At 28.0% G+C, this 12893-nt stretch carries 12 protein-coding genes and 1 pseudogene; 1 reads left to right on the top strand and 12 read right to left on the bottom strand.

Translation table 11 applies throughout. The features are described from left to right. Positions 1 to 630: 630 nt before the first annotated feature. Positions 631 to 726 (top strand): annotated as a pseudogene (locus BUB65_RS08390) (ATP-binding protein); the annotation flags it as partial. A gap of 171 nt (positions 727 to 897) precedes the next feature. Here BUB65_RS08390 and BUB65_RS02485 read toward each other — a convergent pair. The 12 genes from BUB65_RS02485 to rfbB all read right to left on the bottom strand — a co-directional run bounded on the left by BUB65_RS02485 (position 898) and on the right by rfbB (position 12856). Continuing rightward, a complete protein-coding gene (locus tag BUB65_RS02485; protein WP_073071863.1) occupies positions 898 to 1791 on the bottom strand; it encodes a hypothetical protein in 894 nt (297 codons plus the stop codon). Between the two features lie 241 nt (positions 1792 to 2032). Continuing rightward, complete coding sequence (locus BUB65_RS02475; protein WP_073071858.1) at positions 2033 to 2494, bottom strand: Panacea domain-containing protein; 462 nt, start codon at positions 2492 to 2494, stop codon at positions 2033 to 2035. Positions 2495 to 2873: 379 nt separating this feature from the next. Further along, on the bottom strand, positions 2874 to 3233 hold the full coding sequence (locus BUB65_RS02470) for a HepT-like ribonuclease domain-containing protein (RefSeq protein WP_073071856.1): 360 nt from the start codon (positions 3231 to 3233) through the stop codon (positions 2874 to 2876). Beyond that, on the bottom strand, positions 3226 to 3519 hold the full coding sequence (locus BUB65_RS02465) for a nucleotidyltransferase family protein (RefSeq protein ID WP_073071854.1): 294 nt from the start codon (positions 3517 to 3519) through the stop codon (positions 3226 to 3228). The genes BUB65_RS02470 and BUB65_RS02465 overlap by 8 nt, the downstream gene beginning before the upstream one ends. 331 nt (positions 3520 to 3850) lie before the next feature. Then, positions 3851 to 4111, bottom strand: a complete 261-nt coding sequence (locus BUB65_RS02460) for an AlbA family DNA-binding domain-containing protein (RefSeq protein ID WP_073071852.1) — start codon at positions 4109 to 4111, stop codon at positions 3851 to 3853. A 493-nt stretch (positions 4112 to 4604) separates the two neighbouring features. After that, positions 4605 to 5180 (bottom strand): RloB family protein, encoded by a 576-nt coding sequence (locus BUB65_RS02455; RefSeq protein WP_073071850.1) that lies wholly within the window; start codon positions 5178 to 5180, stop codon positions 4605 to 4607. Then, positions 5164 to 5979, bottom strand: a complete 816-nt coding sequence (locus BUB65_RS02450; protein ID WP_073071848.1) for an AAA family ATPase — start codon at positions 5977 to 5979, stop codon at positions 5164 to 5166. Before BUB65_RS02450 ends, BUB65_RS02455 begins: the two co-directional genes overlap by 17 nt. A 609-nt stretch (positions 5980 to 6588) precedes the next feature. Then, positions 6589 to 8010 carry a lipopolysaccharide biosynthesis protein gene (locus tag BUB65_RS02445; protein ID WP_268807473.1) on the bottom strand — a complete coding sequence of 474 codons (1422 nt, stop codon included), beginning with the start codon at positions 8008 to 8010 and terminating at the stop codon, positions 6589 to 6591. A 36-nt stretch (positions 8011 to 8046) separates the two neighbouring features. Continuing rightward, positions 8047 to 9186, bottom strand: a complete 1140-nt coding sequence (locus tag BUB65_RS02440) for a coenzyme F420 hydrogenase/dehydrogenase beta subunit N-terminal domain-containing protein (protein ID WP_073071843.1) — start codon at positions 9184 to 9186, stop codon at positions 8047 to 8049. A gap of 1 nt (position 9187) precedes the next feature. After that, entirely contained in the window at positions 9188 to 10333 is a 1146-nt protein-coding gene (locus BUB65_RS02435; RefSeq protein WP_073071841.1) for a polysaccharide pyruvyl transferase family protein, read from the bottom strand. Beyond that, the gene (locus BUB65_RS02430; RefSeq protein ID WP_143606644.1) at positions 10330 to 11697 is read right to left on the bottom strand and encodes a glycosyltransferase; all 1368 of its coding nucleotides are present in this window, start codon (positions 11695 to 11697) and stop codon (positions 10330 to 10332) included. The genes BUB65_RS02435 and BUB65_RS02430 overlap by 4 nt, the downstream gene beginning before the upstream one ends. A gap of 61 nt (positions 11698 to 11758) precedes the next feature. Beyond that, on the bottom strand, positions 11759 to 12856 hold the full coding sequence (gene rfbB, locus BUB65_RS02425; protein WP_073071836.1) for a dTDP-glucose 4,6-dehydratase: 1098 nt from the start codon (positions 12854 to 12856) through the stop codon (positions 11759 to 11761). Between the last annotated feature and the right edge of the window lie 37 nt (positions 12857 to 12893).

Raw genomic sequence — 12893 nt, 5'->3', positions numbered from 1 at the left:
TGATTTCAATTTTCTTTAATAAGATTTTCCATATCTGTAGCATGTATGCCACTCCTTGAAAACTCTATAAGCTTAACTTTTTCCAAAAACCTTTTAAAGCCTCTTTCTATAACCATCCAAAACCCTGAAATTCACAACTGATGCAACACTGCCCGATGGCGCTATATCAAGTATTCCGGATATTGAAACTATTATCATTGAAAAGAGTAAAAAGAACATAAGAAAAGACCTTGTGTTGAATTTTTCATTAATAATAGAAATATATTCTTAAGATTCTTCGCGCTCACGCTCTCAGAATGACAGGGAAAGATTCCTCGTCGTGTAACTCCTCGGAATGACTAAGAAAAGGAGATGTCATCCTGAACACGTAGTGTGAAGGTTCTTAGATTCTTCGTCACTTCGTTCCTCAGAATGACAGAAAGAGGGAATGTCATCCAAGATTCTTCGTACTTACGTGCTCGGAATGACAAAAAGGAAAGATTCCTCACACGCCCAGGTTTGGAAGAACAAAAAAGATAGCTTGGAATGACGAAAAAAGGTGTTAACACCTTCAAGAATTAATAGCTCAATTGAAAAAAGCTCTAAAAGAAAATAGATTGAAAGTAAGACTAAAACACTTTACAAAATACAAATGTTCTCTCTCAAGCAATATTAGATAGACTATTACACCATTCCCACGTAATCTTAATTAAAGGAAAATCCTATAGATTAAAGGAAAAACTTAAATTTTTCTCTAATTCTTCTAAACAATAATATCTAAACAACAATAATGAACCTTATTTATCCTTTTTTTGTACATTTTTATTTTCCCTTTTTTATGCATTTTTATCTTGACTTTTACAACAGAACCGGATCACAGGAGTGATAATTTTAAAACTGCACAAAACAAACCGTTAATCATTTGAAAAAAGAAAAAATCTTTTGAATTAAACCATTCTTTATTTTATCTAATTTTATATTAATATATTTAGTTATTTGCTCTTCATTACTATTCCAAATATAGCTTAGCTTAGAAAAGTCAGAAAAATCCCACATTTGTATGGGAACAAAAAAAGTATTGTCATCAACCTCATAAATATTAAAAGCTCCTTTTTTATCAAAGTTAAACCTATGTAGATAAAAATAAATTAGTTTAAAATCCCATTTTTCTTCAACTCCAAAAGCTTCATTGTACAAAAGCAACGATTGAGCCGATTTCTTTTGAAAATGTTCATACCATTGACTATTGTCTCTATCGCTATGACTTGTACTTTCTATTGCTAAAACTTTTTTTGAACTTTCATCAATTAAAGCAATATCAAGTTCTAAAGAATCAAATTTAACCTTATTAACAGGCTCTATTGTGACATTTGCATATAATTTGATATTATAACTCTCAAATTCTAACAAGAGTAATTTTCCCAACACTAAGTTGTAAGCAAACTCCATATTACCATGAAATTTCTGAGGATTATCCATACTAATTTCTATAGCTTCTATAAATGCTTCTAAAGTTTTGAATAAACCGCTATCAACTTCAAATGACATAATTCTTTTTAACCCTATTTTTGAATAACCATTTCCTAACCCGTCCTTAATAATTTCCTTGAATTTACAATTTTTCTCACATAAAAAATCACACAAATAATTTTTTAATGATCCGTCTTCTACCAAAATATTGTAATGGATCGTTGCCATAACCTTTTTACAAATATCATTATCTTGTTTAATATCTTTCTGAATATTAGCTAATTTCGGAAGGATTTTATTGTTGTCTATAAAAGAAGGAGTTATATATTTTTTTAATGGCAAGTATAAATTTATCCGCGAATTTTTTTCAAATTATACAAAAAGAATCTTCTTTAAAGTCCGACTAAAAATATAGTATATATGCAAAAATTGCCACACCTTATACAAATCTTCCTTGCACTGAATCTTTGTTATAATTCCATGCATCATTTTCCTTACTTCGTCATTTAGCTTATTTACATCTTTTTTCATTATCCACGGACCAATTTTTTCCATTGCATTCCCCCAACTAATTTTAAAACAACTAAATAATTTCTTCTCCGAAATTTTTATTTTTAACTTTTGGAATGTTATAGACTTCCTCTAAAATTTTACTTAAATCTTTTTTTGAATATCTATCCGCTATTTCCTTAATAATTTTTCTCTCTTTTTCACCTAAAGATTTTGAGACTTCGTTGTATTTTTCATTATTACTAAGCTCAATTAAGTAATAGGTTTTTCCGTCAGAGTTAATATGTTCTTCATAAGAAATAACACCTTTTGCATTTAAAAAAGTCAAGAGATAATCTATATCTCTGGAATATGGGCCATAAAAATATCGCACGTAAGTTAATTCGCTCATCTTCTTTCCATAAATTTCTAAAAATTTCATATCAATTAAAAACAAAAGCTTAACCAATTTTGTCTTTATTAACGGTTCTGTATTCCTCAAAAGTTCTACAATTATTTGAAGGGCTTTTTTATTTTTTTCAGCAATCTTCGTCATAAAAATCACCTTCTCATTATTTCCATTATATTTATATGCATTTACATTATAACATAAATAGAATTAACAATAAAAAGATACGTCAAACAAATAACGAAATTTTTCACTATGTTTATAACATAACTTTACTATTTTTGCTGATAAAATACTTGTTTTTTTCTCTTATCTCAAGCAAAACAGTAACGGAGTCGAAAAAGATGTCATCCCGAGCGTAAGCAAAAGGGATGTCATCCTGAGCACGTAGTGTGAAGGATCTTAGATTCTTCGTTACTTCGTTCCTCAGAATGACAAAAAACACCAACACTCTCCAATCTCTCCAACCTTGCCACGTTATATCACTATTAACATTAGTATGTGAAATTGTACAAAAAAGAGGCTGTTACCGAATGGAATTCTCATCTAAAGATTGTTTTGCTTTTTCAAGTAGCGGCTTTATCTCGGGAATTCTTTTCCTGACCGTTTCCCATAGCGTTTCATAGTCAATGCCAAAATAATTATGAATAAGTTTATCTCTCATTCCTGCTATTCTTTTCCACGGAATTTCTGGAAATTGCTCTCTTATATATTCAGGAATACTTTTAGCTGCTTCACCCATTACTTCAAAACACCTTATTACGGCAAACACCGTTTTTTCATCAGTGATAAATTGCTTGAAAGTGTAACCTTCTACAAATTTTTCAATTTTATTAATCATTTCCACCATGTCATTAACAAAATCCACGTAATTTTTTCTAAACATGTACAATCTCCTTCATTATTTTTCGTTCTATTCGAGGTTTCAAAGTTTTTTTCATAACAAGGTCAACTTTAATTCCCAACAAATTGGAAAGATATTCTTCAAAATCCAGAAATAGGAAAAAATCTATGGGTTTAGTAAACTCCACAAGAATATCAACATCGCTGTATTCATTTTGCTCGCCTCGAACATAAGAGCCGAAAACCCCTATTTCTTTTACAAAAAATCTCTCTTGCATTTCTTTTTTGTGAGTTTCCAACACCTTAAGTATTTCATTTAGAGTTTTCATTTCCGGCACCTCCATGCATTTGCCAGACGATAAAATATATTCTAACCTCATTATACCACAATTGTTACGCTTTTTTCTTTTGTCATTCCGAGCGTTTGCGAGGGGGATGTCATCCTGAGGAGCGTAGCGACGAAGGATCTTACCACATTCGAAAGACAATCCAAGATTCTTCGTCACTTCGTTCCTCAGAATGACAAAAAATATTTCTCAGAATGACAGAAAAAGTGAGAGAAGTTTATATTTTTTATTTTTTGAAATAGACTCATTTTTATCTTGATTTTTACACCCGGGATACACCTCATCCACAAGTAAATGTTTGTCATCTATATTTTCAACATATATCAAGTATAATGGTTGGATGGCATTTATCATGTACCATATTAGCTATTCTATCCTTTAAAGAAACTATTTCTTTATCTGGCACATCAACTATTTCCTTTGTTCCGTCTTTTATTCCAAAAATTATCTTTCCACCTGAACCATTTGCAAATGCAACAACAGTTTTTAAAAATGACTCTTTATTTTTACTAGAAAGTTTTTCTTTAAACTCAAGATTTTTATTTTCACCTTTCTTAATTTCATAAAGTATCATTCCATCACCTCAGAATCCAAAAATAAATTAAAAAACTTGGCATAATTCTTCAATAATACCAAACTTTGATCAGATTACAACCTTTAATATTTATAAAACTTTAAGACCATTTAAGTTTCATATACTTTCAACTTTCCCCTATTTATTCAAAATCCCATCCACTTTATTTTTATCACAAAATTTTACGTATGACCTTTATTTTGACACTTTCTTTATATTTTCTACCATTTACGAAAATTCTGATAAAGGTTTAATAGTTTTTCTATCATCTTTTTTCAATTATCTCAATTCATCTATTTTCTTCAAAATTATATTAATGTCTTTTCAGTTACATTTTAATAATACCAGATATTCTCTCTAATTTATAAATTTTTTCGTTCATTCTCGAAAGTAGTTTTTTTTAGTTTCTTCTATTACCCAAATATGATTCTTTTGAAAAATATCATCTTTATTTATTAAAGTTTTTATTTCAAAAATTTTTCAAGTTCAATAACTAATTTATAAACAAAGGTTTTGTATTACCTTGCTTTTTGTGCTTATTTTCCATCCTTTTTGCATTTTCAATAGCTACATATTTTTTATCAACAAATCTATAATAAACATCACCAAAATTTTTCCTGTATACAGGAAATCTATCTTTTAGTTTTTTTATACAATCTTTAGTTGTTAATGGTGTATTATAATAATCAAAATGCAACAAAAAACAATATTCAAAGCATGGAATAGAATATGCAACGTTTATCTTATTTTCATAAATTGCCTTGCTAACAATGCTATCAAATTCTTCATCACTTAAATCATCTTTGTCAAAAACAATCCAAACTTGGTCATATGTTATATTTTCATTTTTTACTTTATTTTGAGTAAATTTTAATAGAGACTTGGCGGATCTTCCTTTCCCTATGACTTCTATTTCTACGTTTGAAATTCCTGCATCCTTCCTAAAACCATAAAAATAAAACTTCTCCGTTTTTTCACCTTCACAAACTATTAATATTATAGGTTTTGGAGGCCGAATATTTTTTCTACGTCTATTTTTACTTCTAAAAAAGTTACTTTTCTTTCCCATACCTGTCAAACCCTTCTAAAAAATATTTTACAAAAGGTACTGCTCCATACCTTCCTTTCAAATACTCTTTCTCAAAATTAGCTTCTTTCCTGACAGATTTTATTTCAAGCAAAGAATACAATTCAGAGCTTCCATTCTTATTTTTATCAACAAACCAGATTTGATCCTTTCTAAAAATCTTAGGGGTTAAAATGGAAGTGTTATGTGTAGTAAAAACCAGCTGAGCATTATTTTTGTTTTTTTCGGAGTTAAAGAACTCGACTACTGCTTTTAATAACGTGGGATGAAGCTGGGTATCTAATTCATCTATAAACAATATTTTTCCCTCTTTTAATGCATAAATAATTTCACCAATTATATTGAAAAGTTTTTTTGTTCCAGCAGATTCTTCTTCTTCAAAATTAAATTTTTCTACATCAATAACATTTCCATTTTCATCGTATATATTATGATATGTATAAAGTTTTACATTAAATAGCTTATCTGGTTCTCTAATATTAGCATCTACAATCGCATTTTTTACCAAATCAGGCAACTTCGATATATCTATTTCATTTTTTGTATATTCGAAATCTACTATATCTAAGTCTGCCTTTTTTAAAAAACTAAGTATTTCTTCCTTTGTAATTTTTCCTTTTTCAAATAAATTTAGAGTTTGAGCCGGAGAAGAAAAATAAGGAAATTCCCACATTATAACGTTAATCTTTTTGAAAAAACTAACTATTTGTCTTGCAAGCTTACTATTCCATTGAGCAAGAGAAGAAAGAAAAAGTGTGTTTTCACTTGTTTTCTCTTCCACACCTTTTGCTTCAGAAAAATTCCCTCTTTCTATCTTTTGGTCTATTCTTTCAAATATTTTAGCTTCTTTTAATTTTTTGTTTTCAAGATTTGCGCGAAAAAACCATTCGCTTTTAATTTTTTACCATCAACTTCAAATCCATATCTATATATGAAATTTCCATTGATAAACCTATTCTCAAATATAGTATATAGTTTAGGAATAGAAGAAGTATCACCTGGGACAGTTTTTGTACATTTTTATTTTCCCTTTTTTATGCATTTTTATCTTGACTTTTACATTCGAAAGACAATCCAAGATTTTTCGCACATATCGCTCAGAATGACAAAAAACTTCAATCTCTCCAATCTCGCTAACACTTGCTAATACTGTCACTACCAGAGCGCCTGCGAGGAATCTTGTCACTTTGTCATTCTGAGCACATAGGACAATAGTACAAACAAAACAAAAACCACAGAATATTCTGTGGTTTTTGAGTATTAACACAAGAGTAATTTCCGAGCTATCTGATAAAATGCTAAACTTGTGCGAAAAGTTCCGCTTTTTATCTGAATTTACAAAAATTTTACAATTATTACTAAAATTCAAAACAAGAAAAAAGTACACATTTTATCTACCTGTTTTGGAAATAATCGCTACTTTTATTTTTAATAAAATTGCTTTAATTTCCTTTCTATTTATCAAAATGAAAACTATCAATGTTGCTATTTGTATAGTATACATAATAAAGATTTTTTGAATAAAATTTGCAAAAAGCGACAAAGAAACCAATAGAAAGCTTAAAACCAACTTTATCCAATTAATCTTTATTTGAAAATACTTTCTTGTTTCAAACACTCTCAAAATCCACATTGTAAAAAACGCAAGCATTGTTGAAATTGCTGCTGCTTTTAATCCTATTATTGGTATAAATAATATGTTTATTCCAAAATTTACCATTGCTCCTATTACTGATGTTTTAAACGCCCCCATTGTATTTTTGGACGCTATATATCCCACTCCAAAAAAACCTGAAAATGCCGAAAATATCGCTCCTAAGAATAAAAATGGGATATATTTCCATGCTTCATAGAAAGATTCACCTGTCATTATCATTACCATCGGTTTCAAGACTATTGCAAAAAGTAGTACTGTAAATAGTAAAAATATAGAAAGCATTTTAAATACATTTGAATAAAAAATACCTTTGTCTTCTCTTTCATATTGCTCTATTGCTGATATTTGCCATGCCTGGTAAAATATCCCATTTAAAATCGTTATTAGTGACATAAATTTGTATGACACCGAATAAATCCCATTTGCCGCAAACCCAAGAAATATTATTATTAAATATCTATCCGATACATTCATTATCCACCAGGAAAGTCCGTTTGGAATTAATGGAATCGAATATCTTAACATCGCTTTTACCTTATGAAATGATATATTTCTTAACAATATGTCTTTGTATACTTTTCCTGCTATTAAAAGATATATCACATCAATTAAACTAGAAAAAATGTAACTTAGAAAGTATCCTTGTATGCCATACCTTAAAACTGCCACTAATATTATTCCTAATGTTGCAAATGAAAGTGTATGTACTATGTCTCCTAATGCGTAAATAAAAAGTTTTTGTTTAGCTCTAATATAAGTTTTTAAAATCGAAAGTATAGAATTAATAGCAAATGCAAATGCCATGTAAATTGTTAATTCAGATATACTTTTTATTTTAGATATTATTGGAACAAGTACTAAAAATACAAAAGTTCCCCAAAAGGAAACCATTAACGCTGAAGAAAGAACCACTGACTTTTCTTTTTCACCTGTTTTTTCCATTGTAAAACGAAATACAGCATCAGTAATCCCTAATGTAAGAAATGGAAGTAATAGACTTATTGTAGTGTTAAAAAAGTCTATCTTTCCATAATCTGTTTGACTAAGAATTCTTGTAAAAATAGGAAGCATAAAAAAAGATATTGCTCTTGAACCAAAAGAACCCAAAGATATTATGAACGTATTTTTCGCAAGTGATTTATACGCTTTGTCCAGAACCTGTCACCAGCCCCATAAAATACTTTATTTTTATCATTTTCTTCTTGCAAAATTTTTTATATTCCATAATAAAAGCCTTCTTAATTTATATAACATTTTTTTTACCAAAGGATATTTTGAAAAACGCCTGTATATATACTTTAAAAGTCTAATTTGTTTATTTACCCTTTTTCTATTAAAGTACTTTAAAGGATATCCTAATGGTTGCGATTTTTTTAATTCTTCAATATTCGAATTAAATACATTAATAAGTTTATTTTCTTTTATTACTTGCAACCCCTTTTTTGTGTTCGCTGTAAAAATTGCTATTTTTTCCCCAGTATCAATTCCCCAATTATCTCCAACAGAGATATCTGAAAATTGTATTCCAAATAATTTTCTACAGTTCAAACACCCATCAGGAATAAAAAAGTAATCTTTACTAATAAAATAATCAAAACAATCAATTGTAATCTTTTTCCCATCCTCTAGAGTCACAATAATATTTCCAGGTCTTTTTAAACCATACCTTGATTTATAACTTTCAACATTTTTTTCAAATACACAAGATAAATTTTTTTCTTTAAAATATTCTTTTATTCCATTTTTCATTCTTCCAATTGTACAAGCCAAACTAATTGTTACATAAACATTATTTATATTAAATTTTTGACAAAATTTTTCAAACGCTATATTATGACAAGGAAGTCCTACAAACAAAACTGATTTATATTTTTTTATTTTTTCTATGTTTAAAAGTTGTTTCGACGTATGGTAAAATGATCCTGAATGTTGCATAACCTCATCTTTTGAAGTTATAAAATCACCATAAATATTTAATTGACTATCAAAAAATGCTACTAAAGCTGCATCTATTTTCTCTTTATCGAATAAGTCAATAATTATTGATGAGACAATTCCGCCCGAAGATGAGTTTTTAATAATTTCCTTATTTTTTGATTTTCCAACAAATATTTCTTTAACATCATTAAGATTTTCTTTTTTGCTTATTAAATCCGTTGGACAAACATCAACACAAATCCCACAAGAAGAACATTTTCTAATATCAACAAAAGGTAATATACCTTTATTTGAAACCTCATGTATATTTATACATTTCTTAGGACATATTCCTTCACAAAGTCCACACCCTATACAATTAAACTTTACTTTTTCAAAAACATTATTTTTCATATTACACCTCTTTGATTTTTAACTTTATTTTTTCCAATGCTTTAGTTAAATATTGTTTTGAATTTTCTATTACTCTGCTAATTTCTTTATTTTCCAGATTGTGATAAGCCATCTGAGTTTTTTTCAAAATTTTTTCAACAATTTCAAAATTATTCAAAGTATTTTTTATCTGAACATTCTTTAATTGATATAAATATAATAAACTTTCCATCCTTGAATTCACTTTAGAATGAGCAAAGGACACAAACGGTTTATGAAAGATTAACGAAAAAGCTGTACCATGAAATGAATTTGTTAAAATACATTTTGCGTGTAAAAATAATTTAATAAAATCTATAGGGCCAACATCATGTAATTTTTTTATTCCAAAGTTCTTACCAAAAAACCTTATAAAAGGTATTTCAATACTTAAAACAGGAATATTATATTTTTTAGATAAATATCTTGCTGTTTTTAATAAATTAGAATTATGTTCTAACATATATACTAGAACATAACCTTTTCTTGGAATATTATAATTACTATTTTCAGATATTTTTTTCCATTCATTTGAACTTATAAGAAAAACTGGATCTATACATAAATTATACTTTTTTCCCTTACAGATTTTACTTACATAATCTATCGAAGATTTTTCCCTTAATGAAACAAAATCAAAATCCGATAAAGACTTACAAAATAAATCCAATAACTCTTTTTTTACTTCGTCCTTACCAAGACTTGCAGCATAACTCATTTTATTACATCTAAAATTGTATAAAAGATAATCTTTAATATAATCTTTTGTTATATCATAATTCCAAACTTGGTCACTACCTACAATAACTAAATCAAATTTATTTATTATCTTAGATAACTCATCTCTATCTTTTGCTTTTTCTGTTAAAATTAAGTTTTCATGGATAAACTTCTCAAACTTTTTATATTGTTCGAATTTTATAAATTTCTCCATTAATCTTTTAATCGCCGTCCTAAAACGAATTTGTGTATTAAAAATCTTTTTATTATACATATTATCAAAATAATCTGGAACATAGTTTATAACATAAACCTCATTGTCTTTACTTAAATATTTATATTCCGCATACATCTGTAACACAGCTCCATAATTGATGGCCCAATTAAATGTTAATATACCTATTTTCATAATTTTTCCTCCAATAAATTTTTATAACAAACTATAATTTCATTTACATGATGCTTTAAAGTATATTTAAAACCAATTCTTTTAATTTCTTTATTCATTTCTTGCAACAAATATGGATTTTCTAAAATAGCTATTATAATTTTTTTCAAATGTTCATTTTCACTATCTTCTTTATAAATAAACCCTGTTTTACCATCCTCCACCAAATCACTAAACCCAACATTCTCAGAAGATATAACTGGAATCCCGTAAGAAAAAGCCTCTAACCCAATTAAACCAAAAGTTTCTTTCCATTTACTTGGAATTATTAGAATACTTGAATTTGAAAATATATAAATTAAATCTTTATAACTATATTTACCATAAAACTTGAAAAAATTATTATCAAAATTATCTAAATTTATCCCAGAATAATTACCATAGATATTTATTTGCCAATTTGTATGAGTTTTCTTTATTTCATTCAAAATATTTACCAAATCATAAAAACCTTTTCCCTTAACCAAACCTCCCATAAAAAGAAAATTAACTTTCCCATTAATTAAAGGTTTGTAATTTATAACATTTCTATTGTCTTTTATACTTGAATGTGTTACAGGCAAAATTTTATATGTTAATTTATTTAGATTGATATATTTAGAAAACTCATTTTTTGTTACACTACTATTGAAGATTATAAAATCAAAACTTTCCAGAATTTTAATATAATATCTTCTAAATTCCACAAATTTTATTGCTTTATTTTTATTAAACACTAATTTTTGATAATATTTTTTCTCAGCATATTCTTTTTTGCTTTGTCGACTTGATCTCTTAAACAATTGATATGTTTTTCTAAGTATTCTATAACCTAATGGAAATACTATTAATAAATTTCTTGACTTTATAGCTCTATTTGAAGCTTCATAATTACACAAAACACACGATTTTCCCTCATTAAAATCATTACATAAAGTACCATCATATTTAAACAATCTATACTTAGGACAAAGCCCAAAATAATCATGAGCACTAAATATTGTTTTTATTCCCAGATTTTTTGCTTCATCTAATAGTTCTTTTGGAAAACCCATTAAAGAATGAACATGTAGTATTTCAATATTATTCTTCTTTAAAAAATCTCTATAGTTATTTTCTTTTTTTTCTTTGATAAAATCACTTGGATTACCTATTCCTGAAAGGTTTACAGGATGCGAATTTATTATCTGATACACAGGCAGTTTTTCTTGAACTTTAAAAAATTTTATTTTACTTTTCCCTTTTCCATTATAAATACCTGGCATTAACATTATAACGTTATGCCCCATTTTTAATTGTTCTTTCGATAAATCAGTGGCATAAACCATAAGTCCTCCATAATGCACTGGAGGAAACCCCAAAAAATAATGTGCAATATTTATTTCTCACACCTCCTAATGTATATCTTTATTTTTTATAACTTCTTTTAAAGACAACAGTTTTATTGCTCTTCCCATAATGTTTCTCGTAAAACTCCATATACTCTCCAGATATTACCCTTTTTACCCATTCAAGATTATTTAAATACCATTCTATTGTTTTTTCTATCCCTTCTTCAAACATTATTTCTGGTTCCCAGCCAAGTTCTTTTTTTATTTTACTTGGGTCTATTCCATATCTTCTATCATGCCCCGGTCTATCTTTTACATGTTTTATAAGGCTTTCACTTATCTTTTCATCTTTTGTCTTTTCCCTTAGTATCTCTATTATCTTTTTTACTATTTCTATGTTTTCTTTTTCGTTATGTCCTCCTATGTTGTATACTTCTCCTATTTTTCCTTTTTCATATACTATGTCTATTGCCCTACAATGGTCTTCTACGTATAACCAGTCTCTTATTTGCCTGCCATCTCCGTATATTGGTAATTCTTTGTGATTTAGCGCGTTCCATATCATTAAAGGTATTAATTTTTCTGGAAATTGGTATGGTCCATAGTTGTTTGAACATCTTGTTATGTTTATTGGCATTTTATATGTGTCATGGTATGCTTTTACTATAAGGTCTGCAGATGCTTTGCTTGCTGAATATGGGCTGTGTGGATCAAGTGGCGTTTTTTCTGTAAAATACCCCGTTGGTCCAAGTGACCCATATACTTCGTCTGTGGATATTTGTAAGAATTTTTTCCCACTTTTCCAACTTTTCCCATCATACCAATATTTTTTTGCTACATCAAGTAGTGTTTGCGTCCCAAGTACATTTGTCTTTAAGAATACTTGTGGCTCATATATTGACCTATCTACATGTGATTCTGCTGCAAAGTTTATTACCCCATCTATATCATATTCTTCAAATATATATTCTACAAGTTCTCTGTTACATATGTCACCTTTTATAAATTTAAATCTTTTCTTTTGCTCTTTTGTAAGATTTTCAAGGTTTTCAAGGTTTCCTGCATATGTTAGCTTATCCAAGCCTATTATTTTTCTACCTTTGTATTTGCCAAGATAGTAATATACAAAATTGCTCCCTATGAAGCCTGCACAGCCTGTGATTAATAGTGTCATAACAAAACCTCCTTTTGGCTAACGGCATATAGTTTAT

It is taken from the genome of Thermosipho atlanticus DSM 15807, from assembly GCF_900129985.1.
Classification (GTDB): domain Bacteria; phylum Thermotogota; class Thermotogae; order Thermotogales; family Fervidobacteriaceae; genus Thermosipho_A; species Thermosipho_A atlanticus.
This window is presented reverse-complemented; position numbering and strand designations above follow the sequence as displayed.

What these genes read in the sequence shown, in the direction of transcription:
- rfbB (WP_073071836.1), bottom strand. Translation starts at nt 12,856, where the DNA reads ATGACACTATTAATCACAGGCTGTGCAGGCTTCATAGGGAGCAATTTT.
- BUB65_RS02475 (WP_073071858.1), bottom strand. Translation starts at nt 2,494, where the DNA reads ATGACGAAGATTGCTGAAAAAAATAAAAAAGCCCTTCAAATAATTGTA.
- BUB65_RS02470 (WP_073071856.1), bottom strand. Translation starts at nt 3,233, where the DNA reads ATGTTTAGAAAAAATTACGTGGATTTTGTTAATGACATGGTGGAAATG.
- BUB65_RS02435 (WP_073071841.1), bottom strand. Translation starts at nt 10,333, where the DNA reads ATGAAAATAGGTATATTAACATTTAATTGGGCCATCAATTATGGAGCT.
- BUB65_RS02455 (WP_073071850.1), bottom strand. Translation starts at nt 5,180, where the DNA reads ATGGGAAAGAAAAGTAACTTTTTTAGAAGTAAAAATAGACGTAGAAAA.
- BUB65_RS02440 (WP_073071843.1), bottom strand. Translation starts at nt 9,186, where the DNA reads ATGAAAAATAATGTTTTTGAAAAAGTAAAGTTTAATTGTATAGGGTGT.
- BUB65_RS02460 (WP_073071852.1), bottom strand. Translation starts at nt 4,111, where the DNA reads ATGATACTTTATGAAATTAAGAAAGGTGAAAATAAAAATCTTGAGTTT.
- BUB65_RS02465 (WP_073071854.1), bottom strand. Translation starts at nt 3,519, where the DNA reads ATGAAAACTCTAAATGAAATACTTAAGGTGTTGGAAACTCACAAAAAA.